This window comes from Kitasatospora sp. NPDC088160 (assembly GCF_044741445.1).
Classification (GTDB): Bacteria; Actinomycetota; Actinomycetes; order Streptomycetales; family Streptomycetaceae; genus Kitasatospora.
Genome location: NZ_JBIUSS010000027.1, coordinates 78,644 through 102,091, shown reverse-complemented (window position 1 = coordinate 102,091; position 23,448 = coordinate 78,644). Strand labels below are relative to the sequence as shown.

Sequence of the window (23,448 nt, the reverse complement as noted above, 5' to 3'; positions counted from 1 at the left end):
GGAAGCCGGGGCAAATTGCCTCGTCCCCCCGAACCGCCCGTTGGATAGCCTGGCGGCATGCCCGAGACCCGCACCGCCCCGCTCACCGTCGGCTTCGACCTCGACATGACGCTGCTGGACACCCGGCCGGGGATCCACGCCACCTACCTGGCGCTCGCGGCCGAGACCGGCGCCCGCATCGACGCCGACCTGGTGGTCACCCGGCTCGGCCCGCCGCTGCTGGACGAGATCCGCAACTGGTTCCCGGAGGACGAGGTGGAGCACGCCGTCACCCGCTACCGCGAGCTCTACCGCGACCTCGCCTTCGCCCCGACCGTCGCCCTCCCCGGCGCGCACGCCGCCGTCGAGGCGGTCCGCGACCACGGCGGCCGGGTCGCGGTGATCACCGGCAAATACGAGCCGAACGCCCGCCTCCACCTGGAGCACGCCGGGCTGCACGCGGACGCGCTGGTCGGCGACCTCTGGGCGGAGACCAAGGGCGAGGCGCTGCGCGAGCACGGCGCGAGCGTCTACGTCGGCGACCACCTCGGCGACATCCGGGGCGCCCGGCACGCGGACGCCGTCGCGGTGTGCGTGGCCACCGGCCCGTACAGCGCGGACGAACTGCGCGCGGCCGGGGCGGACGTGGTGCTGGCGGACCTCACCGGCTTCCCGGCCTGGCTCGACGCCCACCTGGCCGACTGAGCCCCGGCCCCGGGGCACGCCCGGAGCCACGTCCCGGGACCGGGGCCTAGGACGCGCCCGCGGACTCCACCCGGCGCCGCTGGGCCCGCGCGTTCAGGAGCAGCCCGGTCAGCGCGGCCAGGAAGCCCGCCGGCATCAGCATGCTCAGCCAGTACGCGGCCGTCGGCAGCGGCGTCAGGTGCAGGAACAGCGGGACGAAGGTGACCAGGGTGGCGAGCGCGCCCAGACCGAAGACGATCGTTCCGGCCTTGACGTACACGTCGCCGGGGTCGGCGCTCTGGCTGCTCACGTCTGCTCGCTCCTCGGGGCTGGTCGGGCGGTCGGTCCAGTCTGGCAGAGCGGCCGCCGGCCCCCGCCACCGGAGCGGCCCGGTCACGTTGCGCAGTTTCTCGGAAGCTGAACGTTTTGATCCCTGCTGGGCGGGGGTATGCAGGGGGTGCCGAGGGGTGCGACAGGTGCGCCCCGTTTCCTCAGACCCGGGGGTGTGAGCCGATGGACCGTGCTGAGCCGCGCCCCGGCCGTGCCAGTACCGGGTCGCCCGTGATCGCGAGACCGCCGCGCCCGTACCGCCCCCAACGGGCCTTGGAACGCGGATCTTTCGCGGAACGCGGATGAGGCAGTGACGGACCGTTAGTCTGCTCCTGACAGCGTGCTGACCATGAGCGCCCGCGGGCGCCGAGCCGAGGTCGGCTGCCTTCCCCACCACCCAGTGATCCCCGGCCAGGGCCGGGATCCCTCACACCCATTCGAGGACTGTCGAGATGCCCACCGGCCAGGTCAAGTGGTTCAACGAGACGAAGGGCTTCGGCTTCCTGTCGCGCGACGACGGCGGCGACGTCTTCGTCCACACCAAGGCGCTGCCCGCCGGTGTCACCGTGCTGAAGCCGGGCCAGCGGGTCGAGTTCGGCGTGGTCGCCGGCCACCGCGGCGACCAGGCGATGGCCGTGCAGCTGCTGGACGCACTGCCGTCGGTGGCCGCCGCCCAGCGCAAGAGCGCCGACGACATGGCGCCGATCGTCCAGGACCTGATTACCACGCTGGACGCGGTGCTGCCGGGCCTCCAGCACGGCCGCTACCCGGCCAAGGCGACCGGCCAGAAGCTGGCCGGCCTGCTGCGCGCGGTGGCCGACCAGTTCGACGTCTGACCGGGGGGATCAGAACGCCAGCGCACCCGGGTCGAGCGGCGGCACCAGCCCCTCCGCGGCGGCCCGGGTGAGCAGCGCGCGGACGGCCGCGTAGCCCTCCTCGCCGAGGTCCGCGGTGAACTCGTTCACGTACAGGGCGATGTGCTGGTCGGCGACGGCCGGGTCCATCTCCTGGGCGTGCGCCAGCACGTACTCCCGGCTGGCGCTCGGGTCTGCCCAGGCCTGCCGGACGGAGGCGCGGACGGCGTCGGCGAGCGCGCGCAGCCGTTCGGCACCGAGCGAGCGCCGGGCGACGATCGCGCCGAGCGGGATCGGCAGGCCGGTCTCCTGCTCCCAGGCCTCGCCCATGTCGGCCAGGCTGTGCAGGCCGTACTGCCGGTACGTGAACCGGGCCTCGTGGATCACCAGGCCGGCGTCCACCCGGCCGTCCCGGACGGCGGGCATGATCTCGTGGAACGGCAGGACGACGATCTCGCCGAAGCCGCCCGGCACCGCCTTCGCGGCCCAGAGCCGGAACAGCAGGTAGGCGGTGGAGCGTTCGGACGGCACCGCCACCGTCTTCCCGGTGAGGTCCGCGGGGGCGTCCGTGCCCGGCCGGGTGAGCACCAGCGGGCCGCAGCCGCGCCCGAGCGCGCCGCCGCAGGGCAGCAGGGTGTACTCGTCCAGGACCCAGGGCAGCGCGCCGTAGCTGATCTTCAGGACGTCCAGTTCGCCGCGCTCGGCCAGGCCGTTGGTGACGTCGATGTCCGCGAAGGTCACCTCGGGGGCGTCCGCCCCGGGCACCAGGCCGTGCGCCCAGGCGTGGAAGACGAAGGTGTCGTTCGGGCAGGGCGAGTACGCGATGCTCAGCCGTTCAGCCACGGCCGGCCTCCTCGATCAGTTCGTGGACGGGCAGTGCGGCGAAGGCCCGCTCCAGGGCGGCCAGCGCCTCGCCGATCCGCCAGGCGGCCCGGTCGCGCGGGCCGACCGGGTTGGAGACGGTCCGCAGTTCGAGCACCGGCACGCCGTACCGGGCGGCGGCCTCGGCCACGCCGAAGCCCTCCATCGCCTCGGCCAGGGCGCCCGGGTGGCGGGCGGCCAGCGCGGCGGCCCGCTCGGCGCTGCCGGTGACGGTGGAGACGGTCAGCACCGGGCCGGTGGCGGCGCCCAGGGCCCGGGCGGCCAGTGCGACGGCGGCCGGGGGAGGGGTGTGCCGGACGGTGCCGAAGCCCAGTTCGGTGACGTCGGCGAAGCCCTCGGGGGTCTCGGCGCCGAGGTCGGCGGTGACGATCGCGTCGGCCAGCACGGTGGTGCCGACCGGGGCGTGCGGGGCGAACCCGCCGGCGATCCCGGCCGAGACGACCAGGCCGTAGCGGCCCCCCGAGGCCGCCCGCGCCCCCAGTGCGGCGGCGGCGGCGGCCGCGGCGGCGGCCGGGCCGACCCCGCCCGCCAGGACGTCCACCGGGGCGCCCGCGGCCCGGTGCAGCGCACCGCCGGGCAACGGCAGCACGGCGGCCGGGCCGGGCAGGCCGCGCAGGACGGCCTCGGCCTCGGCGGGCACCGCGACGACGACGAGCAGCCGGGCCCGGTCGGGGCCCGGCTGCTCGTCGCGCTCGTCCGTGACGGCGTGTGCGGTCATCGCGGGAGCGTCAGCTGTCCTGGGTGTTCAGCTGGAAGTACCAGACGGCGACCGGGTTGTCCGAGTTCTTGTCGCCCTCGACCACGGTGACCAGGGTCTTGCCGGAGGCGTTCAGCACCTGGCTCGCCGGCTGGGAGCCGGAGAAGGTCGGGCCCTTGGCGTAGGAGAACAGGCTGTAGCGCCCGCCCTGGCCCTGCGAGCCGCCGTTGCTGAAGGCCCACCAGCCCTTGTCGGCCACGTTCGGGGAGACGCCGACGCCGACCCGGTCGCTCACCACGACGTCGGAGGTCGGGAGGGTGCCCTCCGCGAGGGCCTGGGTGGCCTTCTGCTGGCACTCCTGCTGCAGGTCCTCCGTGATCGGGCTGCCGCCGTTGAAGCACAGCGGGTCCGCGACGATCGAGGAGTTGCCGACCGTGAGGGTCGCGCGGTGGGAGCTGTGCTCGGTCTGGCCGCTCGCGATGGCGACGGACGTGCCGACCGTGGCAGCACCGACCACGACGACGGCGCCGAGGGCGGCGATGGCACGGGTATTGAGGCTCATGCGTCAGAATCTACCGGGCTTCGCCGATCACGCTACGCGGGGGTCGGCCACCGCGTGTTGCCCGTGGCCGGTTCAGGCCACCCTGGGCGCCGTCGGGCGCCGCCGCAGGCCCACCCGGAACAGCGTGCGGACCGTCCACAGCAGCATCAGACCCACCACCCCGGCGGCCACCGACAGACCCAGCACGCCGTTCAGCGGCAGCAGGATGCCGACCGCGCCGCCGGCCACCCAGGACAGCTGGAGCAGCGTCTCCGACCGCGCGAACGCCGAGGTCCGCACCGCCTCCGGGACGTCCCGCTGGATCAGCGCGTCCAGCGCCAGCTTGCCCAGCGAGGCCGCCACCCCGGCCACGCCGGCGACCAGGACCACCGTCACCACGCCGTACCAGAGCGCGGCCGCCGCCGTCGCGCCGGTCGCCAGCAGCAGCATCGCGGTGACCGTCGCCTCCGAGCCCCGGGTGCGCAGCCAGGAGCCCAGCACCGAACCCAGCGCGTTGCCCGTCCCCGCCGCCAGCGCCACCAGGCCCAGCGCCAGCGTCGGCCGCAGGCCCCCGATCGGCTCGTCGCGGAGCAGGAACGCCAGGAACATCACCAGGAAGCCGACCAGCCAGCGCAGCGCCGACATCGCCCGCAGCGCCAGGATCACCGACGGGCCGACGGTGCGCAGCGAGGCCTTCGGGGCCCGGGCGTCCTCCAGCGCCCGCGCGCCGTGCACACCGCCGTGCACCTCGGCGTGCACCTCGCCGTGCACCTCGGCGTGCATCTCGGAGTGCAGGAGGGCGCGCTGCTCGCCCTTGGCGGAGTCCACCGCGTGCGGCAGGTGGAAGGCCATCAGAGTGCCGATCACGAAGACCAGGAACGCGCCGCGCAGCGGCCAGCCCGGCCCGATCAGGTGCAGCAGGCCGCCCACCCCGGCCGCCACCCCGGTGGCCAGCAGCCCGGCCAGGGTGACCCGGGAGTTCGCCTTCACCAGCGACAGCCGACTCGGCAGCAGCCGCGGCACCACCACGCTGCGCACCACCCCGTACGCCTTGGACGCCACCAGCACGCCCAGCGCCTCCGGGTACAGCGCCAGGCCGCCGCCGGTGATCACCCCGGCCATCGTCCAGGCCAGCACCGCCCGGGCCAGCATCGACATCGCCATCGCCGCCCGGCGGCCGTGCGGCAGCCGGTCCAGCAGCGGGCCGATCACCGGGGCCAGCAGGGCGAACGGGGCCATCGTGATCAGCAGGTACAGCGACACCCGGCCGCGGGCCTCGCCGGTGGGCACGGAGAAGAAGATGGTCGAGGCCAGCGCGACGGTGATCAGCATGTCGCCGAAGGAGTTCAGCGCGTGCAGTTCGATCAGCTTCGCCAGGCCGGATTCGCCCGCGCCCTCCGCGGAGGTGGCCTTGCGGATCCGGCGGCCGGTGCCGTGCACCACCCGGCCGGTGCGGGCGCCGGCGGCGGAGGCGGTCCGGACCAGGAGGTTGCGGCTAGGCTCGGGATCCTCTTCGCCAGGGTCCCCGTCCAGGGCGGCGAGCCGCCGGGCGTGGACGGCCGGGTCTGGGCCGGTGTCGGTCAGGGTGGCGATCGCGGCGCCGGTCTTGACGAGGCTCACGGGGGCGGCGGGCGACTCGAAATCGCCCCCCGGCTGCGGTTCGCCCGCAGCGGGGGCCGGAGACTGCTGTCGCGGCACGGCGTCCGCCTGGTCGGGGCTGCCGGCCTGCGAGGCGTGCAGTGCGTGCTGCGACGGGTCCTCGTCCGCCACATGCCCATCCTGCCCCAGAATCGCCGCAGTGACGCGGGAATCCACCCCCCTCGGCGCGGCCCCGGAACGGCCGCCACCGCCCCGGACTGTGCCGGGGCGCCGACCGGCGGGTAGCCTGCCCAAGGGCCGCGCGCCGAGCGCCGGGGCGCCGGCAGGCCCGGACGAGCGGCGCGGCCGGTATCCGCGGCGGCCCCTGGTCGCGCAGAATGGACAAGGGACTATCGAGCCGCGACGGAACAGGCAACACGCCGTGGGCGACAGAAGAACTGGGAGAGAATCGACGCCGTGAGTGCTGCGATGCGAAGCCGTACCCCCGATCGGCTCTGTGCCGAGGCCGTCGAACTCGCCCGGAAGGCGGCCGAGGAGGCCGTCGGCCCGGAGACCGTCGGACCACATCTCGGCGCCCAGGCGGACGCCGACCGCGTCGTCACCCACACCTTCGAGTGCCTGGACGCCGCCTACCGTGGCTGGCACTGGGCGGTCACCGTCGCCCGTGCCCCGCGCGCCAAGAACGTCACCCTCGACGAGGTCGTCCTGCTGCCCGGTGCCGACGCCGTCCTCGCCCCCCAGTGGGTGCCGTGGAGCGAGCGGCTGCGCCCCGGCGACATGGGCCCGGGTGATTTGCTGCCCACCGGCGCCGACGACGCGCGCCTGGAACCCGGCTGGAGCGGCGAGGACGAGCCCGCCCCGAACTCCGCGGTCGCCCTCGCGGCCGAGGAGGACGTGGTCGTCACCGACCCGGGCATCCAGCCCGCCCCGGCCCGGGCCCGGATCAACGCCGTCGCCGAGGAGCTCGGCATGGGCCGCAGCCGGGTGCTCTCCCGGCTCGGCCTGCACCTGGCCGCCGACCGCTGGGAGAAGGCGCACGGCGCGCAGACGCCGATGGCGCAGGCCGCGCCCGCCGCGTGCGGCAGCTGCGGCTTCCTGATCCCGATCGGCGGCTCGCTCGGACAGGCCTTCGGCGTGTGCGGCAACGAGTTCGGGCCGGCGGACGGGCAGATCGTCTCCTTCGCGTACGGCTGCGGCGGGCACTCCGAGGCGGCCGTCATCCCGGCCCCGCCGGCGCCGTCCGAGCTGATCCTGGACGAGCTGGTGGTCGAGCCGATGCAGCTGCACCCGGACCGCACCTCCGGCTCGGTCGAGCCGGACGCCCCGGCGGAGGAGCTCGGGCACTCCTGACGATGTGTGCTCCGGCCCGCTCCACCGAACCGGTGGGGCGGGCCGCGGCGTTCGTGCGGGTGGGGGCCCTGCGGGCGCCCGGCGGCGGGGGCGCGGTCCGGAGCAGCGGCCGGGGCGGGGGAGAATGCCCCCCGTACGAAGTACAGGGCGGCGGAAGGCGGCAGGTCCAGTGGAACCTCGGATCATCGGCAGCGGCACGGACGAGCACCTCGCGGACCCCTTCGGGAGCGCCGCGCTGCGCCGGCGGGTGCTGGACGCCTGGGCCGCCTCGCCGGCCCGGTTCCGGGAGGACGCCAACGCCGAGGAGGAACTCGCGCTCGGCGGCTACCGCGACCGCCTGGTCGTCGAGTTGGCGCAGAACGCGGCCGACGCGGCGGTCCGGGCCGGGCACGGGCCCGGCCGGCTGCGGCTCACCCTCGCCGACGGCGTGCTCGCCGCAGCCAACACCGGGGCCCCGCTGGACGCGGCCGCCGTCGAGTCGCTGTCCACCCTGCGCGCCTCCTCCAAGCGCGGTGAGACGCCCGCCGTCGGCCGGTTCGGCGTCGGTTTCGCCGCCGTGCTCGCCGTCACTGACGAGCCCGCCGTGCTCGGCGCCGCCGGTGGGGTGCGCTGGTCGCTCGGCGAGGCCCGCTCGCTGGCCCAGGCGCAGCCCGCGCTGGCCGAGGAACTGCGCCGCCGGGACGGCCACGTGCCGCTGCTGCGGTTGCCGTTCGCCGCCGAGGGCCCGGCCCCCGAGGGCTACGACACGGTGGTCGTGCTGCCGCTGCGGGACGCCGCCGCCGAGGACCTGACCCGCCGTCTGCTCGCCGGCATCGACGACGCGCTGCTGCTCACCCTGCCCGGCCTCGCCGAGGTCGTGGTGGAGACCCCGGAGGGCACCCGGACGCTCACCCGCGCCGCCGCCGAGCCCCGCCCGGACGGCGTCACCGAGGTCACCGTGACCGACGACGCGGACGGCCGGCCGCGGCGGACCCGCTGGCAGACCGCCGGCGCCACCGGCACCCTGGCCGCCGAGCTGCTCGCCGACCGTCCCACCGAGGAGCGCGCCCGCCCGTACTGGACGGTCACCTGGGCCGTTCCGGTCGCCGCCGACGGGACCCCGCAGGCGCCCGGCATCGCGCCGGTGCTGCACGCGCCCACCCCCAGCGACGAGCCGATCGGCCTGCCCGCGCTGCTCATCGCCTCCTACCCGCTGGACTCCACCCGCCGGCACGTCGCCCCCGGCGCGCTCGCCGACTTCCTCACCGAGCGCGCCGCCGACAGCTACGCCGACCTGCTGCGCGCCCGCGGCGCCGACCTCGGCTCGCTCGGTCTCGTCCCCGGGCCGCTCGGCCAGGGCGCGCTCGACAACGCGCTCCGCGGGGCCGTCCTCTCCCGGCTGCCCGGCACGCCGTTCCTGCCGCACCCGGCGCCGGTCGAGGCGGGCACGCCCGCGCTGCGCCCCCGGGACGCCACCCTGCTGGAGGGTGCGGACGGCTCGGTGGTCGAGGCGTTGGCGCCGATCTTCCCCGGGCTGCTGCCGGCCGGGCTGGAGCGCCGCACCGAGCTGCGGGTGCTGAACGTGCGCCGGGTGCCGCTGGCCGACGTGGTCGACCAGCTCGGCGGTCTGGACCGCGAGCCCGCCTGGTGGCGCAACCTGTACGCGGCGCTCGGCGCCGCCGACCCGGAGGCGCTCGGCGCGCTGCCCGTCCCACTCGCCGACGGCCGGACCATCACCGGGCCCCGGCGCGTCCTGCTGCCCTCCGAGGACGCAGACTGGGCGGCCTTCCCCGGCTACCCCGAGTCGCTGGCCGACGCGCTCGCCGCCCTCGACCTGCGGCTCGCCCACCCCGAGGCCGCCCACCCGCTGCTCGCCAAGCTCGGCGCCGGCACCGCCACCCCGGCCGGGGTGCTCGACACCCCCGAGGTGCGGGCCGCCGTCGCCCGCTCCTACCAGGTGGCCGAGGACGACGTCGAGGCCGCGCTCGAACTGGCCGACGCCGTCCTGGCGCTGGTCAAGGTCGCCGGCCCGACCGCCGGCGAGCACCCCTGGCTGGCCCGGCTGGCCCTGCTCGACGACGAGGGCGAGCCCGCCCGCGCCGGTGAACTCGTCCTGCCCGGCAGCCCGTTCGCGGCCCTCGCCCGCGAGGAGGACGCCGGCTGGGTGGACGACGAGCTGCTGGAGCGCTGGGGCCCGGAGGTGCTCACCGCCGTCGGCGTGCTCGCCGACTTCGTCCTCGTCCGCGCCGAGGACGTGGTGCTCGACCCGGACGACCTGGAACGGCTCGACCCCACCGCGCCCGCCGACCGCGCGGCCGGCGGCCACCCCACCGGGCTGCTCGACGAGGCGCCCGACGGCCTCGCCGACTGGGCCGAGGACGCCCTCGAAGCCTTGCAGGCCGACGACGTCGTGGGCGTCCCGCCGGTGGCCGCCGAACTGCTGGCCGTCCGTGACCTCGACCTGGTCGACGACGACGCCTGGCCCGAGGCGCTCGCCGCGCTCTCCCGCCCGCCGTACCGGGACGCCGTGGTCAACCCCGTCCGCACCCTGCTGCCGGACGGCTCCTACACCGACCTGCCGCCGTACACCGCCTGGTGGCTGCGCGACCACCCGGTGCTGGACGGCCGGGAGCCCGCCGGGCTGCGCGCGGCCGGTGCCGACCCGCTGCTGCGCGGCCTCTACGACGAGGCCCGGACGACCCTGGACGAGCAGTTCCTGCACGCGCTCGGGGTACGCACCACGCTGGCCGCGCTGCTCGCCGAACCGCACGGCCCGGACGAGGTGCTGGACCGGCTCACCGATCAGGCCTCCGATGTCGGCCACCGCCAACTGCACGGCCTGCACAGCGCGTTGGCGCGGGTCGAGATCGAGCGGATCGAACCGGTCGACGTGGTGCGGGCGCTGCCGCCGCTCGACCCGGACACCGGCCGCCGGCCGGCCCACACGGTGATCGTCGACGCCTCCAGGGCGGTCGTCGCCGACGCGCCCGACCTCGTCCAGCTCCTGCACCCGTACCCGCTGGTGCCGGTCGCCCCGGCGCTCGCCGCCGACCTCGCCGAGCGGCTGCACGTCTCGCTCGCCAGCGAGGTGGCGGGCGGGCGGGTGCTCTCCGAGGGCGTGCTGCACCGGGTCCCCGCCGTGGTGCGGGAGCTGCTGCCCGGCTGCCCGGTCGCCTACGAGGAGCACGAGGAGCTGCTGGTGGTCGGCCCGGACGGCAACGACGCCGCCGTGGACTGGCGTTGGGACGTCGAGGCGGACGCCCCTGAGGCGCCCTACGACCCGGACGCGGCCGAGGCCGCCGACGAGGACGACGAGTTCGAGCTCCCGCCGGTGCCCGGGCTGCTGCACGCGGCCACCCCGGAGGGCTTGGCGGCCGGGCTCGCCTGGTCGGTCGGGCAGTGGCACCGGCGGTTCGAGGTGCTGGCCGCGCTCACCGATCCGGACCGGGCGTACGAGCTGTCCGCGGCGCGGGACTTCGAGGGCTGAGAGTTCAGCGGGCCCGCCCGCGGCGCTTGAACCGCAGGTAGACGGCGGTGGTGGTGGCCAGCCAGACGGCCGCCACCAGGGCCTTCACGGCTGTCGGCACCCACGGCAGCGCCGGGGCGGTCACCTCGCCGGCGTTCGTCAGCCAGCGGCCGCCCATCAGGGCCAGGACCGTCAGTCCGGCGGCCAGCAGGCCGGCCAGGAAGGCGGCGAACGCCTCCACCTGCCCGGTCTCGCGCTCGGTTTCCCCACCTGTGCGGGCCATGTCGGCACCCCCTTCCGTGATCCATCATCCAGGCTGCGGGCTGGGGGTGCCAGGGCCTCACTCCATCCCGCGGCGCTTCATGAAGCGCCAGGCGATCTCCAGGGCCAGGCCGCAGACCACCGCGATGCCGACGCCGACCAGGGGGTCGCGGGTGCCGACCAGCGAGAGCTGGAAGAACTCCGCCAGCCAGGGCACCAGCAGGACCAGAGCGAAGGCGCCGCCCATGGTGCCGATCAGCAGCAGGCGCCACCAGCTGTAGGGGCGGGCGACGATGGCGAGCACCCAGATGGCGATCAGGAAGAGCGTCAGGGTGGCCACGCTGGTGTCGGCCTTGAGGTCGGTCGCGTGGTCGGCGCGGGCCAGCGCGTAGGCGACGAAGGTGCCGGTGCCGGCGATGACGCCGCCCGGCACGGCGAGCCGCAGGACGCGCTTCACGAAGCCGGTGCGGGCCCGCTCGTTGTTGGGGGCGAGGGCGAGGAAGAAGGCCGGCACGCCGATGGTGAGGGTGGAGAGCACGGTGGAGTGCCGGGGCAGGAACGGGTACGGCGAGTGGGTGAAGATCACCAGCAGAGCCAGCAGGACCGAGTAGACCGTCTTCACCAGGAACAGGCCCGCGACCCGCTCGATGTTGCCGATCACCCGGCGGCCCTCGGCGACCACCGAGGGCAGGGTGGCGAACGAGTCGTTGAGCAGCACGATCTGGGCGACCGCCTTGGTGGCGTCGCTGCCGGTGCCCATCGCCACGCCGATGTCGGCGTCCTTGAGCGCGAGCACGTCGTTGACGCCGTCGCCGGTCATCGCCACGGTGTGTCCGCGGGACTGCAGTGCGGCGACCAGCTGGCGCTTCTGCTGCGGGGTGACCCGGCCGAAGACCGTGGTCCGTTCGGCCGTGTCGGCGAGGGCGTCCGGTTCGGCGGGCAGCGTCCGGGCGTCCAGCGGGTGGTCGGCGCCGGGCAGGCCGAGGTGGCCGGCGACCGCGCCGACCGAGACCGCGGCGTCGCCGGAGATGACCTTGGCCTGCACCTGCTGGCCCTCGAAGTAGCGCAGGGTCTCGGCGGCGTCGTGGCGCAGCCGCTGCTGGAGCACCACCAGGGCGAGCGGGGCGAGCCCGGCGGCCGGGTCGGGGGAGTCCAGCGGGGTGGGGGTGCGGCCGAGCAGCAGCACCCGCAGGCCCTTGGCGCCCAGCTCGTCGACCTCGGTGAGCGCCGGGTGCCCGGCGGGTAGCAGCACGTCGGGGGCGCCGAGCAGCCAGCTGGCCTCGCCGCCCTGCGGCTCCAGCAACTGCACGCCGCTCCACTTGCGGGCGGAGGAGAACGGCATCGCCTCGATCACCCGCCAGCCGTCGGCGGCCGGGGCGCCGCCGGCCCCCGGGGCGCCGCCGTCGCCGCGCCCGTAGGCGTCGATGACCGCCTGCATGGAGGGGTTGGGGCGGGCGTCGGCGCCGGCCATCACGCCGAGCGCGTGCTTGATGGTGTCCGGGTCGAGGGCGCCGGGCTCGCCGTCGGAGAGGACCCGCAGGTCGACGACGTCCATGCCGCCCTCGGTGAGGGTGCCGGTCTTGTCCAGGCAGACGGTGTCGACCCGGGCCAGGCCCTCGATGGCCGGGAGCTCCTGGACCAGGCACTGCTTTCGGCCCAGCCGGATCACACCGATCGCGAAGGCGACCGAGGTCAGCAGGACCAGCCCCTCGGGGACCATCGGTACGATCCCGGCCACCATCCGGCGCACGGCCTCGCGCCAGTCGCGGCCCTCGACGGCCAGCTGGCTGATGATCAGGCCGATGGCCGTGGGGATCAGCAGGTAGGTGATGAAGCGAAGGATGCTGTTGATGCCGCTGCGCAGCTCCGACTTCACCAGGGTGAACCGGCTGGCCTCCTCGGCGAGCTGCGCCGCGTACGCCTCGCGGCCGACCCTGGTGGCGGTGAACGCGCCCGCGCCGGCCACCACGAAGCTGCCGGACATGACCTGGTCGCCGGGCTGCTTGAGGACGGGGTCGGGCTCGCCGGTGAGCAGCGACTCGTCGATCTCCAGGCCGTCCGCCTCGGTGACCTCGCCGTCGACGATCACCTTGTCGCCGATGCCGAGCAGCACCGTGTCGTCGAGCACGATCTCGGCGACGGCGATCTGTTCGACGGTGCCGTCCCGGCGGACCTCGGGGCGGGCCTCGCCGATCAGGGCCAGGCTGTCCAGGGTCTTCTTGGCGCGCAGCTCCTGGATGATGCCGATCGCCGTGTTGGCGACGATGACCAGGCCGAACAGGCCGTCCTGGATCGGACCGACGATCAGGATGATCCCGAACATCACGCCGATGATCGCGTTGAAGCGGGTGAAGACGTTGGCCCGGACGATCTCCTTGGCGGAGCGGCTGGACCGTACGGGGACGTCGTTGACCTGTCCGCGCGCGACGCGTTCGGCCACCTCGGCGGAGGTCAGTCCGCCGCGCCGGCCGGGCAGCAGCCCGAGGGGGTGCGCACCGTCGGGGCGGTCGGCGTCGCCGGGCTGCTCTTCCGCGGGGTGGGCAGGCTGCGTCATGGCACCGACTCTACGGGTGCCTTATGTCCGGTGCGTGCTACTAAAGGACTATTCAGTCCGACCGGGTGGCCGGGTCCTGGCCGTCGTTTCCGGCCGCCCGGTTCGCGGCCTCGGCGGCGCGGTCGCGGGCGATGGCGTCCCGTCGGGCGCGGCAGTACCAGAGGCCGATCAGGCCGAGCAGGCCGCCGGAGAGGCAGATCCACGGCCAGGTGCCGTGGCCGTGGTCGGAGAGGGTGCCCTGGAAGGGGAGCAGCGCCAGGAAGGCGACGAACCACAGCACCGTGCCGCCGCCGACGATGGCGACGTCGTTGGCCTCCAGCGGAGGGGGCGAGGGGTGCAGCGGCTTCTTGGGCATGGGGCCTAGCGTACGGTGCGGCGGCCGGCCCTCAGGGGCCCTCGGGCTTCTACGCGCGAAGATAGCGCGTGTGCGATCGGGAAACCATACTGAAAACTCCCCGCCCGGCCACCGTCGCCCCGGGCGTCCCCCCTCCTCAGCTCCCCCACAGAGGACGCACGCATGCCTGTGGTCCAGCCGACCACCGAGTCGCCCGAACCCGCCTCCAGCGCCCCCAAGCCCCCCGCCGGCGCCCTGGACCGCTACTTCCGGATCAGCGAGCGCGGCTCCACCCTGCCGCGCGAGATCCGCGGCGGCGTCGCCACCTTCTTCACCATGGCGTACATCCTGGTGCTCAACCCGATCATCCTGGCCAGCGCCACGGACATGACCGGGGCCCACCTGGACAGCGCCCAACTGGTCACCGCCACCGCCCTCACCGCGGGTCTCACCACCCTGCTGATGGGCGTGATCGGCAACGTCCCGATCGGCCTGGCCGCCGGCCTCGGCGTCAACACCATCGTGGCGCTCCAGCTCGCCCCCAAGATGACCTGGCCGGACGCCATGGGCATGGTCGTGCTGGCCGGCTTCGCGATCATGCTGCTGGTCGCCACCGGCCTGCGCGAGCGGGTCATGAACGCCGTGCCGCTCGGGCTGCGCAAGGCCATCGCGATCGGTATCGGCCTGTTCATCAGCCTCGTCGGCCTGGTCGACTCCGGCTTCGTCAGCCGCATGCCGGACGCCGCGCACACCACCGTCCCGCTGCAACTCGGCGGCAGCGGGCACCTGCTCGGCTGGCCGGTGCTGATCTTCGTGTTCGGCCTGCTGCTCACCCTCGTCCTGCTGATCCGCAAGGTGCCCGGCGCCATCCTGATCAGCATCGTGGTCAGCACCGCGCTCGCCGTGGTGATCGACAAGCTCGTCGACGTCCCGGCGCTCAAGTGGGGCCTGACCGTCCCGGCCTGGCCGGGCAACCCGGTCGCCGCCCCCGACTTCGGCCTGGTCGGCAAGGTCAGCCTGTTCGGAGGCTTCGAGAAGGTCGGCGTGCTGACCGGCGTGCTGTTCGTCTTCACCGTGCTGATGTCCTGCTTCTTCGACGCGATGGGCACCATCCTCGGCGTCGCCGACGAGGCCCACCTGCTCGATGAGAACGGCGACCTGCCGGGCATCAACAAGATCCTGATGGTCGACGGCATCGCCACCGCGGCCGGCGGCGCCACCTCCGCCTCCGCGAACACCTGCTTCGTGGAGTCCACCGCCGGTGTCGGCGAGGGCGCCCGGACCGGCTTCGCCTCGATCGTCACCGGCCTGCTCTTCGTGGTCGCGCTCTTCCTCACGCCGCTCGCCACCATGGTCCCGGCCCAGGCCGCGACCCCGGCCCTGGTCACCGTCGGCTTCCTGATCCTGGCGGGCTCGATCAAGGAGATCGACTGGTCGGACCACACCATCGCGATCCCGGCCTTCCTGACGATCGTGATGATGCCGTTCACCTACAGCATCACCAACGGCATCGGCTTCGGCTTCATCGCCTTCTGCGTCCTGCGCCTGGCCGCCGGGCGCGGACGCAGCGTGCCCGTCCCGCTGTACGCGGTGGCGGCGGTGTTCGCCTTCTACTACCTGATGCCGGCCCTCGGCCTGCTCTGACGCCGTACCGCTCCACCGGCGGCCCCGTCCTCTCCCCCTGGGGGAAGGGCGGGGCCGCTGCCGTTCCCGGGGGCGCCTTCGATCCCGGGGCCGGTGGCCCTGGGGTCGGCCGTCGGTGGACGCAGAGCTGCAACCGGTCGTACCGGTTTCGAGGGGGCGGAGCGATCGCCGCCGGGAAGAATGTCAAAAAGGGGCCTGTGTAGCGAAGTTGACGGAGGGAATACTGCCTGGACGGACACGGGGAGGGGGCTCGACCGATGGTGCAACAGGATCCGCCCGGGGGAGACGAGGCGAAGCTGCTGCCGGAGCTGTTCTGGACGGCGGACAAGGCCTCGCTGGACGGCCAGCGCGAGACGCTGCGCTGGTACCGCGGACTGATCGCCATGCTGGTGATCGCCGCCGTGATCGGCTCGTTCCCCGGGCCGAAGGACCGCGGCTCCTTCGACAGTGTGCCGCTGTACTCGGTGGGCGCCTTCCTGATCGCCGGCTACTTCTGGTCCCGGCTGCGCCGCAGCAACCCGCAGGGCCGCTGGTACGAGGCCCGGGCGGCGGCCGAGTCGGTCAAGACGCTGGCCTGGAAGTACACCGTCCGGGCCCGGCCGTTCGACGGTGAGGCGGAGTCCGCGGACGTGGACCGCGGCTACCTGCTCCAGGTCGAGGACGTGCTGCGGGCCTTCGAGGACCCGGAGATCGTGCCGCCCGGCACCGTCCCCGAGATCACCCCGGAGATGCGGCGGATGCGGGCCGACAGCCTGACCGCCCGCCGCATGCTCTACCTGCGCACCCGGGTCGAGGGCCAGCGCACCTGGTACCGCGCCCGGGCCGAGGCCTGCGAGACGCAGGCGGTGTCCTGGGGGCTCGGCATCGCGGCGCTGATCATCATCGGCGCGGCGGCGGCCGTCGCCCAGGCCACCGGCGCCCTCCAGGTGCACGTCTTCGGCGCCAGCTCGGCCGCGGCCGCCGCCGTCATCGCCTGGACCCAGCTCAAGCAGCTGCGCCCGCTGGCCGCCGCCTACCAGCTGGCCGCGCGCGAACTGGAGAACGTCGGCAACCAGCTCTCCGACCTCGACCTCAAGACGCCGGACGCCGAGGCGCGCTGGGCCCGGATGGCCGCCGAGGCGGAGGACGCGGTGTCCCGCGAGCACACCACCTGGCGGGCCCGCCGGGCGTTTCCGAGGTAACGGCCGGGGCCGTCGACGCCGGGGATCGGCCGGGTCTGTCGCTGCCGTCAACTCAGGGGAGGGGCTGGGGAGATCCGGCGAAGCGGACGCCACGCCGAGGGCACAGGTGTGCGGAGTGCGTGAGGGTCGGGCGGGAAGGCGTAGAACGTAATCATTACGTGTCCATGCCCTGGTTTCATCGCCTGCGCGCGACCCCAGTCCCTGTCCGGAGGCCCTCTTGCGCATTCTCCTGATCGCCAGCGCGTTCAACAGCCTGACCCAGCGCGTCCACACCGAGCTGCGCGGGCGCGGCCACCAGGTCGCCGTCCAACTCGCCCTCGGCGACGAGGCGATGAGGACGGCGGTGGACCGTACCGACCCCGAGCTGATCATCTGTCCGATGCTCACCAAGGCCGTCCCGCAGGACATCTGGTCCACCCGGACCGTCCTGATCGTGCACCCCGGGCCCCAGGGCGACCGCGGCCCCTCCTCGCTCGACTGGGCGATCACCGAGGGGGCGGACCGCTGGGGCGTGACCGTCCTCCAGGCCGTCGAGGAGATGGACGCCGGTGACATCTGGGCGTCCGTCGAGTTCCCCGTCACCGACTGCGGCAAGAGCGAGCTGTACCGGGGCGAGGTCGCCGACGCCGCCGTCGAGGCCGTCCTGCTCGCCGTCCAGCGCTTCGAGGGCGGGCTGTTCACCCCCGAACCGCTCGACTACGACCGGCCGGACGTCCACGGCAGGCTGCGGCCCCTGCTGCGGCAGGACGCGCGCCGGATCGACTGGGCCGCCGACGACACCGCCACCGTGCTGCGCAAGCTCCGCGCCGCCGACTCCCAACCCGGCGTGCTCGACGAGCTGTTCGGACGCGAGTACTTCCTGCACGGCGGCCACCCCGAGGACGAGCTGCGCGGCCCGGTGCCCGGCGCCGTGCTCGCCACCCGCGACGGCGCGATCTGCCGTGCCACCGTGGACGGCGCGGTCTGGATCCCCCAGCTGCGCCCGCGCCGCACCCCGGGCGGGCCCGCCACCTTCAAGCAGCCGGCCGCGACGGTGCTCGCCGGCCGCCTGCACCGGGTCCGCGAAGTCCCGGTGACGCCGACCTCGGCGGCCCACCGGGACACCTGGTCGGAGCTGCGCTACCGCGAGGAGGGCGACGTCGGCTACCTCGAATTCGCCTACGCGGGCGGGGCGATGAGCACCGGGCAGTGCCGCCGGCTGCTCGCCGCCTACCGCGAGGCCGCCGGCCGGCCCACCTCGGTGCTGGTGCTCGGGGCGCCCCGGGACTTCTACTCCAACGGGATCCACCTCAACGTCATCGAGGGTGCGGCGTTCCCGGCACTGGAGTCCTGGGAGAACATCAACGCGATGGACGACCTGGTCCACGCGGTCCTCACCACGACCGACAAGCTCACCGTCGCCGCCCTGGCCGGGAACGCGGCGGCCGGCGGCCTGATGGCGGCCCTCGCCGCCGACGAGGTGTGGTGCCGGGAGTCGGCGGTGCTCAACCCGCACTACCGGCTGATGGGCCTCTACGGCTCCGAGTACTGGACGTACACCCTGCCGCGCCGGGTCGGCGACGAGCAGGCCGCGCGGCTGACCACCGAGGCGCTGCCGGTCGGCGCCGAACACGCCCGCCGGATCGGCCTGGTGGACCGCACCTGCGGCGGGGACGCGGCGGCCTTCCGGCGCTGGGTGGTCCGGGAGGCCGCCGCGCTCGGAGCCTCGCCCGAACTCACCGGGCGGCTGGTCGACAAGAAGCGCCGCCGGTCCGCCGACGAGGAGGCGAAGCCGCTGGCCGAGTACCGGGCGGAGGAACTGCGGCGGATGCACGCCAACTTCTACCGGGCGGGCGAGCCCTACCACGCGCTGCGGCGGGACTTCGTGCACAAGGTCTGCCCGGTGGCCACGCCCGCGCACCTGACCGGGCTGCTGGGGCGGCCGGAGTGAGGCAGGGGTGGTCGCGGGAGCGAGGCGGGGGCGGTCGCCGAAAGTGAGCCGAGGGCGCCCGGCCGGGGTGGGGGACCCGGTCGGACGCCCTCGGGGCTTGGGGGGTGGGGCCCGCCCGGCTCAGCGCCTGACGCCGGCCTCGTCCCGCCGCCGCGGCTGGCGCGGGACCAACGGGGCCGCCGGGCCGAGCAGGAGCGGCTGCGTGGTGCCGCGGCTCGGCGAGACCGCGAAGGCCAGCGAGCCGAAGAAGACGTAGCAGCCGAGCCCGACCCCGAGCGGGAAGATGAACTGCAGCGCCATCACTCCGCCCTGGGTGGAGTGCGAGAAGTCGAGCCGCACCGAGAGCGCCGCCATGCCGGTGTAGTGCATCGCGCACACTGCCACGCCCATGACCGGCGCGGCCGCCAGGACGGCGAGCGTGCCGCGGATGTTCAGGGTGGCCCACAGCGCGGCCGTGGCCGCGAACACGGCGATGGCGACGGACAGTCCGACCGTGAGCCGGTCGTAGCCGAGGTGGCCGGGCAGGACCATCGCGGCCATTCCGAGGTAGTGCATCGCCGCGACCCCGAGGCCGGTGGTCAGCCCGCCGGCCAGCAGGGACAGGACAGGCCGGCGGCTGTACCCGACGGTGAACAGGCCGATGCCGACGACGGCGATGGCGACCAGCAGGCTGAGCACGGTCAGTCCGGGCCGGTAGCTGATGTCGACCCCGGTGACGGAGAAGCCGAGCATCGCGATGAAGTGCATGGACCAGATCCCGGCGCCGAGCGAGGTCGAGGCGAAGAGCAGCCAGAGCACCCGGGTGCGGCCCTGCGAGACGAGTGCCCAGCGGGCGCTGCGCAGGGCGACGAAGGCGCCGAGGCAGGCGACGAAGTACGAGACCGCCGGTGTCACCCAGCCGTGGTCGGCATGATGGATCTCACCCAAGAGAGCTCCCAGGACGGATGCGGGGGAGGAAGGGCGCCAGGCCTCGGGCGGACACGGGTGGTCGGGAGGGAACGCGGCAACGGGCGCGGGAACGGCGCCGCCGAAGGGAGACCTGGCGTGTGGTGCCCCTGACAACGGGGGACAGTAACCACTACCGGACGGTCGCACAAGGTTCGCGCTTTTCGTGAAGTCCCTGGTCAGGATGGACCTTTACGCGGTCTGCATGATCTTGGCACCAACTCCTGACACCGCCTGCGCACGGCCGCCGGGCGGTTCGTCCGTTACTCCGGGTTCGTCACTCCGGGTTGGTCACTCCAGCGGGGCTAGCCCGAACGGGTGGCCGGCCGGGTCGATCAGCACCTTGAGCGTCCGGCCGTGCTGGTACGTCGGCTCGGTCGCGCCGAGCGCGAGCGCCTTCGCGATCGCCTCGTCCAGGTCGTCCACGTAGAAGTCCAGGTGGAAGTGCTTGCCGCCGTCCGGCTCCGTCCACGGCTCCGGCCGGTAGCCCGAGACCCGGCCGAAGCCCAGCGGGCTGCCGCCCTCCGGGTTGTCCAGGATCGCGAACTGCTCGTCCAGGTGGCGGCTCTCCCAGCCCAGCAGCTCGCCGTAGAACCCGGCCAGCGCGATCGGGTCGGCGCAGTCGATGGTGACCATGGCGAGGCGGGCGAAGCCGGTGTCGTCCGGCTCGGCGGCGAGGCCGGAGGCGGGGTCGGCGGCGAGGTCGGACATGTCTGGTCGGCCCTTCCAGTCGAGATCATTCGAGACCCAGCACCAGCATCGCACCGGGCCGATCTTCCGGCGCGCGGTGAACGGACGGGGCCGGCGGGGTGGACTGGGAACGCATTTTCCTTAGCGAGAGTAATGACGTAAGCTAAAGAACATGCCCGAGATGTCCGAGCAGGACCTCGCAGCGATCAATCAGCTGCGATCGTCCACGATGCGCCTCTCCCGTCGACTCAAACACCAGCGGGTCGAGGAGTCGCTGAGCCCCACCGAGATGGGGGTGCTCGGCACCCTCGCCAGATGCGGAAAGGCGACACCGGGTGAGCTCGCCCGGAAGGAGCACGTGCAGCCGCCCTCCATGACCAGGATCGTCGCGATGCTGGAGGAGAAGGGGCTGGTGCGGCGCGAGCCGCACCCCGAGGACCGCCGCCAGGTCGTCGTCAGCAGCACCGAGCAGGCCGAGGCGATCCTCGCCGAGAGCCGCCGTCGCCGCAACGTCTGGCTCGCCGAGCTCGCCGAGGGGCTCGACGAGGAGGAGTGGGCCGTCCTCCGGGAGGCCGCGCCCGTGCTCTACAAGCTCGCACACCTCTAGGCACGCCGACCCCGGCCCGCCGGCCGGGAGAAGAAGGAGCACCGCATCACCGCAGGACCGACCACCGAAACCAGGAGCACGACGGCCGCAGTTCGGGCCGCCGCGCCGCGAGGGGAGACCACCGTGACACCGCCGGCCGCAGCCAGCGCCGCCGCCATCCGCACCGACGACCAGACCACCGACCCCGCCGCGGCAGGCGCCGCGGCCGCCGACCTCCAGGCGCCCGCCCCCACGGGGCTGCCCGGCAGCGGCGACGACGACCCCGACGAACGCACCGCGGCGGACGACCCCGCCGCTCCCGGACGCACCCACGCGTCCACGTCTCCCGCAGGTGCCCGCTTCACGAGGCCCGGGGGGATGTTCTCCTCCCTTCGCGTTCGCAACTACCGCTACTACTTCGCCGGCCAGGTGGTGTCCAACACCGGTACCTGGATGCAGCGGATCGCCCAGGACTGGCTGGTCCTCAGCCTCACCGGCAGTCCCCTCGCGGTCGGCATCACCACCGCCATGCAGTTCCTGCCGATGCTGCTGCTCGGCCTGTTCGGCGGCGTGCTCGCCGACCGGATGCCCAAGCGCCGGCTGCTGATCTACACCCAGGGCGCCATGGGCCTGCTGGCCGCCGGCCTGGCCGTCCTGACCATCGGCGGCGTCGTGACGCCGTACTACGTGTACGCCTTCGCGCTGCTGCTCGGCCTGGTCACCGTGGTCGACAACCCGACCCGGCAGGCCTTCGTGTCCGAGATGGTCGGGCCCAAGGACCTCGCCAACGCGGTCAGCCTGAACGCCGCCAACTTCCAGACCGCCCGGCTGGTCGGCCCCGCCGTCGCGGGCCTGCTGATCGCCGTGGTCGGCAGTGGCTGGGCGTTCGCCGTCAACGCGCTGTCCTTCGCCGCCGTGATCGGCGGGCTGCTCGCCATGCGGGAGAGCGAACTGCGCCCGACCGAGCCGATCGCCCGCGAGAAGGGCCAGCTGCGGGAGGGCCTGCGCTACGTCAAGGAGCGGCCCGAACTGCTCTGGCCGATGGTCCTGGCCGGGTTCATCGGCACCTTCGGCTTCAACTTCCCGACGCTGCTCTCCGGCTTCGCCTACGACACCTTCAAGGTCGGCGCCGGCCAGTACGGCCTGCTGAACACCGCGATGGCGGTCGGCTCGCTGGCCGGCGCGCTGCTCGCCGCCCGCCGGGGCGTGCCCAGGCTGCGCCGGCTGGTGGCGGCGGCGCTGGCCTTCGGCTCGCTGGAGGTGGTGGCCGCGTTCGCGCCCGACTACTGGACCTTCGCGGTGCTGCTGACGCTGATCGGGGTGTTCGGACTCAGCTTCAACACCTCAGTCAACTCCACGCTGCAGCTGGCCACTGACCCCGCGATGCGCGGTCGCGTGATGGGCCTGCTGGTGCTGGTCTTCACCGGCGGCACGCCGATCGGCGCCCCGATCGTCGGCTGGGTGACCGCCTCGTACGGGCCCCGGCTCGGCCTGCTGGCCTGCGGACTGGTGTCCGCGCTGGCGGCCGGCGTGGTGGGCCTGGTGCTGGCCCGCAGCGCGGACCTGCGGGTGCGGTTCGACCTGCACCCCGGCCGTGGCGGCCGGGTGGTGGCCTTCGTGCCGCGGACCGTCACCGCCAACAAGTCGGAGCTGGCGCCCGCCTGCTGACGAGGCGTCATGCCCCGGGGCGGTGGTCCGCCCCGGGGCTTCGGTGCAGGGTCGAGGGTCAGAGCCGGATCGCGAGGACCTGACCGGGCCAGACGCCGTCCGGCTGCTCGACCTCGAAGGACTCGGTCTCGGTGAACCCGAGTGCCCGGTACTGGCCGACCAGCCTGCGGTCGGCGCCCGCGTAGCAGTCCACCCGCAGCAGGCCGAGGCCGCGCCGGCGGGTCTCCTCGACCGCGTCGGCGATCAGCGCGGCGCCGATCCCCGAGCCCTTGCGGCTGCGGTCGGTGACCAGGATGCGGACGAACAGCTCGGGCTCGTCCACCGGGGGGATGTACTTCCCCCGCTGCTCGGACAGCACGCAGCAGCCGATGGCGCGGCCCTCGGCGTCCTCGGCGAGGCGGATCAGGAACGGTTCGGCGGCGTACCCGGCGACCTGCTCGACCCGGGCCGGGATGGTGCTGAAGGGCTGGTCCCCCCACTGGCCGGTGCGGCCCTGGCCGGCCAGCCAGCCCACGGCGCCGTCGAGCAGGGCGAGGATGTCGGGAATGTCGTCCGGTCCCCCGGTGCGGATCTTCATACGAAAGGTTCTAGCCCAAACGGCCTCGCGCGGGAAGATGTCCCCATGAGGCTCTTCGTGGCGGTCCTGCCGCCGGTCAACGCGCTCCAGGGGCTGTCGGACGCGGTGGCGCCGGTGCGCGGGCTGCCCGGGGCGGACCGGCTGCGCTGGACCACCGTCGAGGGCTGGCACCTGACCCTGGCCTTCCTCGGCGAGGTGCCGGCCGAGGAACTGCCGGAGCTGGAGGCGGGCCTGGCCGCCGTCGCCGAGGTGCATCCGGTGCACCGGCTGCGGCTGTCCGGCGCCGGGCGGTTCGGCGACCGGGTGCTCTGGGCCGGGGTGGAGGGGCAGACCTGGGCGCTGCGCAGGCTCGCCGAGGCCGTGTCCGAGGCCGCCGCCGGGGTGACCGGGGAGGTCGACGCCTTCACCTTCCACCCGCACCTCACCCTCGCCCGGGCCGGCTCCTCGCGCGGCCACCGGCGGGCCGTCCAGCGGCTCGCGGCGGCCGAGCTGGACACCCTGGCGGCCGCGCTGGCCGGCTACCGGGGGCCCGAGTGGGAGGCCGCCGAGCTGCACCTGATGCAGAGCGACCTGGACGGCGGCTTCGCCCACTACTCCTCGCTGCGCGCCTGGCCGCTCGCCGACTGGAGCTGAGCCGGGGCGCGCCCGGGTCCGGGGCGGGGGGGTCCGGGATGGCCGTTGGGCCCGGGGTGGCCGTTGGGCCCGGGGCTCCGATCC

At 74.3% G+C, this 23,448-nt stretch carries 21 protein-coding genes; 10 read left to right on the top strand and 11 right to left on the bottom strand.

The window, feature by feature from the left end; genetic code table 11:
- Nucleotides 1-57 precede the first annotated feature (57 nt).
- On the top strand, nucleotides 58-684 hold the full coding sequence (locus ACIOGZ_RS34270; RefSeq protein ID WP_400988822.1) for an HAD family hydrolase: 627 nt from the start codon (nucleotides 58-60) through the stop codon (nucleotides 682-684).
- A 46-nt stretch (nucleotides 685-730) separates the two neighbouring features.
- Here ACIOGZ_RS34270 and ACIOGZ_RS34265 read toward each other — a convergent pair whose 3' ends face one another.
- Complete coding sequence (locus ACIOGZ_RS34265) at nucleotides 731-973, bottom strand: hypothetical protein (protein WP_363584932.1); 243 nt, start codon at nucleotides 971-973, stop codon at nucleotides 731-733.
- 472 nt (nucleotides 974-1,445) lie between these two features.
- Here ACIOGZ_RS34265 and ACIOGZ_RS34260 point away from each other — a divergent pair, with 472 nt between their 5' ends.
- The gene (locus ACIOGZ_RS34260; protein WP_063348207.1) at nucleotides 1,446-1,829 is read left to right on the top strand and encodes a cold-shock protein; all 384 of its coding nucleotides are present in this window, start codon (nucleotides 1,446-1,448) and stop codon (nucleotides 1,827-1,829) included.
- Nucleotides 1,830-1,838: 9 nt separating this feature from the next.
- Here the strand turns inward: ACIOGZ_RS34260 and ACIOGZ_RS34255 are convergent, their stop codons facing one another.
- The 4 genes from ACIOGZ_RS34255 to ACIOGZ_RS34240 form a co-directional block, all read right to left on the bottom strand.
- Nucleotides 1,839-2,690 (bottom strand): 1,4-dihydroxy-6-naphthoate synthase, encoded by an 852-nt coding sequence (locus ACIOGZ_RS34255; protein WP_363584936.1) that lies wholly within the window; start codon nucleotides 2,688-2,690, stop codon nucleotides 1,839-1,841.
- A complete protein-coding gene (locus tag ACIOGZ_RS34250) occupies nucleotides 2,683-3,447 on the bottom strand; it encodes a futalosine hydrolase (protein WP_363584938.1) in 765 nt (254 codons plus the stop codon). Before ACIOGZ_RS34250 ends, ACIOGZ_RS34255 begins: the two co-directional genes overlap by 8 nt.
- Before the next feature lie 10 nt (nucleotides 3,448-3,457).
- Nucleotides 3,458-3,988: a hypothetical protein gene (locus tag ACIOGZ_RS34245; protein ID WP_363584940.1), complete on the bottom strand. Its 531-nt coding sequence runs from the start codon at nucleotides 3,986-3,988 to the stop codon at nucleotides 3,458-3,460.
- Nucleotides 3,989-4,060: 72 nt separating this feature from the next.
- Complete coding sequence (locus ACIOGZ_RS34240; protein WP_400988846.1) at nucleotides 4,061-5,452, bottom strand: MFS transporter; 1,392 nt, start codon at nucleotides 5,450-5,452, stop codon at nucleotides 4,061-4,063.
- A gap of 582 nt (nucleotides 5,453-6,034) precedes the next feature.
- On the opposite strand from ACIOGZ_RS34240, the gene ACIOGZ_RS34235 reads away from it, so the two are divergent.
- Both ACIOGZ_RS34235 and ACIOGZ_RS34230 read left to right on the top strand, forming a co-directional pair.
- Nucleotides 6,035-6,916: a DUF3027 domain-containing protein gene (locus tag ACIOGZ_RS34235; protein ID WP_363585068.1), complete on the top strand. Its 882-nt coding sequence runs from the start codon at nucleotides 6,035-6,037 to the stop codon at nucleotides 6,914-6,916.
- Nucleotides 6,917-7,085: 169 nt separating this feature from the next.
- A complete protein-coding gene (locus ACIOGZ_RS34230) occupies nucleotides 7,086-10,382 on the top strand; it encodes a sacsin N-terminal ATP-binding-like domain-containing protein (RefSeq protein ID WP_400988821.1) in 3,297 nt (1,098 codons plus the stop codon).
- A gap of 4 nt (nucleotides 10,383-10,386) precedes the next feature.
- Here ACIOGZ_RS34230 and ACIOGZ_RS34225 read toward each other — a convergent pair whose 3' ends face one another.
- Genes ACIOGZ_RS34225 through ACIOGZ_RS34215 form a run of 3 tightly spaced genes read right to left on the bottom strand, consistent with a single transcriptional unit; the run spans nucleotide 10,387 to nucleotide 13,531 of the window.
- Nucleotides 10,387-10,644: a hypothetical protein gene (locus ACIOGZ_RS34225; RefSeq protein ID WP_363584944.1), complete on the bottom strand. Its 258-nt coding sequence runs from the start codon at nucleotides 10,642-10,644 to the stop codon at nucleotides 10,387-10,389.
- A gap of 57 nt (nucleotides 10,645-10,701) precedes the next feature.
- Entirely contained in the window at nucleotides 10,702-13,176 is a 2,475-nt protein-coding gene (locus tag ACIOGZ_RS34220; RefSeq protein ID WP_363632245.1) for an HAD-IC family P-type ATPase, read from the bottom strand.
- A 52-nt stretch (nucleotides 13,177-13,228) separates the two neighbouring features.
- Nucleotides 13,229-13,531 (bottom strand): DUF2530 domain-containing protein, encoded by a 303-nt coding sequence (locus ACIOGZ_RS34215; protein WP_363584948.1) that lies wholly within the window; start codon nucleotides 13,529-13,531, stop codon nucleotides 13,229-13,231.
- A gap of 162 nt (nucleotides 13,532-13,693) precedes the next feature.
- Here ACIOGZ_RS34215 and ACIOGZ_RS34210 point away from each other — a divergent pair, with 162 nt between their 5' ends.
- The 3 genes from ACIOGZ_RS34210 to ACIOGZ_RS34200 all read left to right on the top strand — a co-directional run bounded on the left by ACIOGZ_RS34210 (nucleotide 13,694) and on the right by ACIOGZ_RS34200 (nucleotide 18,265).
- Nucleotides 13,694-15,154 carry an NCS2 family permease gene (locus tag ACIOGZ_RS34210; RefSeq protein ID WP_363584950.1) on the top strand — a complete coding sequence of 487 codons (1,461 nt, stop codon included), beginning with the start codon at nucleotides 13,694-13,696 and terminating at the stop codon, nucleotides 15,152-15,154.
- Nucleotides 15,155-15,411: 257 nt separating this feature from the next.
- Entirely contained in the window at nucleotides 15,412-16,335 is a 924-nt protein-coding gene (locus ACIOGZ_RS34205; RefSeq protein WP_363584952.1) for a DUF4231 domain-containing protein, read from the top strand.
- A 217-nt stretch (nucleotides 16,336-16,552) separates the two neighbouring features.
- Nucleotides 16,553-18,265, top strand: coding sequence for a hydrogenase maturation protein (locus tag ACIOGZ_RS34200; protein WP_371517505.1), 1,713 nt, complete (start codon nucleotides 16,553-16,555; stop codon nucleotides 18,263-18,265).
- 120 nt (nucleotides 18,266-18,385) lie between these two features.
- Here ACIOGZ_RS34200 and ACIOGZ_RS34195 read toward each other — a convergent pair whose 3' ends face one another.
- Together ACIOGZ_RS34195 and ACIOGZ_RS34190 are read right to left on the bottom strand one after the other, a co-directional pair.
- Nucleotides 18,386-19,192, bottom strand: coding sequence for an MHYT domain-containing protein (locus tag ACIOGZ_RS34195; protein ID WP_363584956.1), 807 nt, complete (start codon nucleotides 19,190-19,192; stop codon nucleotides 18,386-18,388).
- Nucleotides 19,193-19,501: 309 nt separating this feature from the next.
- On the bottom strand, nucleotides 19,502-19,921 hold the full coding sequence (locus ACIOGZ_RS34190; RefSeq protein WP_363584958.1) for a VOC family protein: 420 nt from the start codon (nucleotides 19,919-19,921) through the stop codon (nucleotides 19,502-19,504).
- 151 nt (nucleotides 19,922-20,072) lie between these two features.
- Here ACIOGZ_RS34190 and ACIOGZ_RS34185 point away from each other — a divergent pair, with 151 nt between their 5' ends.
- Nucleotides 20,073-20,507, top strand: coding sequence for a MarR family winged helix-turn-helix transcriptional regulator (locus ACIOGZ_RS34185; RefSeq protein WP_063348195.1), 435 nt, complete (start codon nucleotides 20,073-20,075; stop codon nucleotides 20,505-20,507).
- Nucleotides 20,508-20,864: 357 nt separating this feature from the next.
- Entirely contained in the window at nucleotides 20,865-22,154 is a 1,290-nt protein-coding gene (locus ACIOGZ_RS34180; protein WP_350877760.1) for an MFS transporter, read from the top strand.
- Nucleotides 22,155-22,212: 58 nt separating this feature from the next.
- Here ACIOGZ_RS34180 and ACIOGZ_RS34175 read toward each other — a convergent pair whose 3' ends face one another.
- Nucleotides 22,213-22,731 carry a GNAT family N-acetyltransferase gene (locus ACIOGZ_RS34175; protein WP_363584960.1) on the bottom strand — a complete coding sequence of 173 codons (519 nt, stop codon included), beginning with the start codon at nucleotides 22,729-22,731 and terminating at the stop codon, nucleotides 22,213-22,215.
- 45 nt (nucleotides 22,732-22,776) lie between these two features.
- On the opposite strand from ACIOGZ_RS34175, the gene thpR reads away from it, so the two are divergent.
- The gene (gene thpR / locus ACIOGZ_RS34170) at nucleotides 22,777-23,364 is read left to right on the top strand and encodes an RNA 2',3'-cyclic phosphodiesterase (protein ID WP_400808808.1); all 588 of its coding nucleotides are present in this window, start codon (nucleotides 22,777-22,779) and stop codon (nucleotides 23,362-23,364) included.
- Nucleotides 23,365-23,448: the final 84 nt, after the last annotated feature.

What these genes read in the sequence shown, in the direction of transcription:
- ACIOGZ_RS34270 (WP_400988822.1), top strand. Translation starts at nt 58, where the DNA reads ATGCCCGAGACCCGCACCGCCCCGCTCACCGTCGGCTTCGACCTCGAC.
- ACIOGZ_RS34260 (WP_063348207.1), top strand. Translation starts at nt 1,446, where the DNA reads ATGCCCACCGGCCAGGTCAAGTGGTTCAACGAGACGAAGGGCTTCGGC.
- ACIOGZ_RS34250 (WP_363584938.1), bottom strand. Translation starts at nt 3,447, where the DNA reads ATGACCGCACACGCCGTCACGGACGAGCGCGACGAGCAGCCGGGCCCC.
- ACIOGZ_RS34245 (WP_363584940.1), bottom strand. Translation starts at nt 3,988, where the DNA reads ATGAGCCTCAATACCCGTGCCATCGCCGCCCTCGGCGCCGTCGTCGTG.
- ACIOGZ_RS34235 (WP_363585068.1), top strand. Translation starts at nt 6,035, where the DNA reads ATGCGAAGCCGTACCCCCGATCGGCTCTGTGCCGAGGCCGTCGAACTC.
- ACIOGZ_RS34225 (WP_363584944.1), bottom strand. Translation starts at nt 10,644, where the DNA reads ATGGCCCGCACAGGTGGGGAAACCGAGCGCGAGACCGGGCAGGTGGAG.
- ACIOGZ_RS34220 (WP_363632245.1), bottom strand. Translation starts at nt 13,176, where the DNA reads ATGACGCAGCCTGCCCACCCCGCGGAAGAGCAGCCCGGCGACGCCGAC.
- ACIOGZ_RS34215 (WP_363584948.1), bottom strand. Translation starts at nt 13,531, where the DNA reads ATGCCCAAGAAGCCGCTGCACCCCTCGCCCCCTCCGCTGGAGGCCAAC.
- ACIOGZ_RS34210 (WP_363584950.1), top strand. Translation starts at nt 13,694, where the DNA reads ATGCCTGTGGTCCAGCCGACCACCGAGTCGCCCGAACCCGCCTCCAGC.
- ACIOGZ_RS34205 (WP_363584952.1), top strand. Translation starts at nt 15,412, where the DNA reads ATGGTGCAACAGGATCCGCCCGGGGGAGACGAGGCGAAGCTGCTGCCG.
- ACIOGZ_RS34190 (WP_363584958.1), bottom strand. Translation starts at nt 19,921, where the DNA reads ATGTCCGACCTCGCCGCCGACCCCGCCTCCGGCCTCGCCGCCGAGCCG.
- ACIOGZ_RS34185 (WP_063348195.1), top strand. Translation starts at nt 20,073, where the DNA reads ATGCCCGAGATGTCCGAGCAGGACCTCGCAGCGATCAATCAGCTGCGA.
- ACIOGZ_RS34180 (WP_350877760.1), top strand. Translation starts at nt 20,865, where the DNA reads ATGTTCTCCTCCCTTCGCGTTCGCAACTACCGCTACTACTTCGCCGGC.
- ACIOGZ_RS34175 (WP_363584960.1), bottom strand. Translation starts at nt 22,731, where the DNA reads ATGAAGATCCGCACCGGGGGACCGGACGACATTCCCGACATCCTCGCC.
- thpR (WP_400808808.1), top strand. Translation starts at nt 22,777, where the DNA reads ATGAGGCTCTTCGTGGCGGTCCTGCCGCCGGTCAACGCGCTCCAGGGG.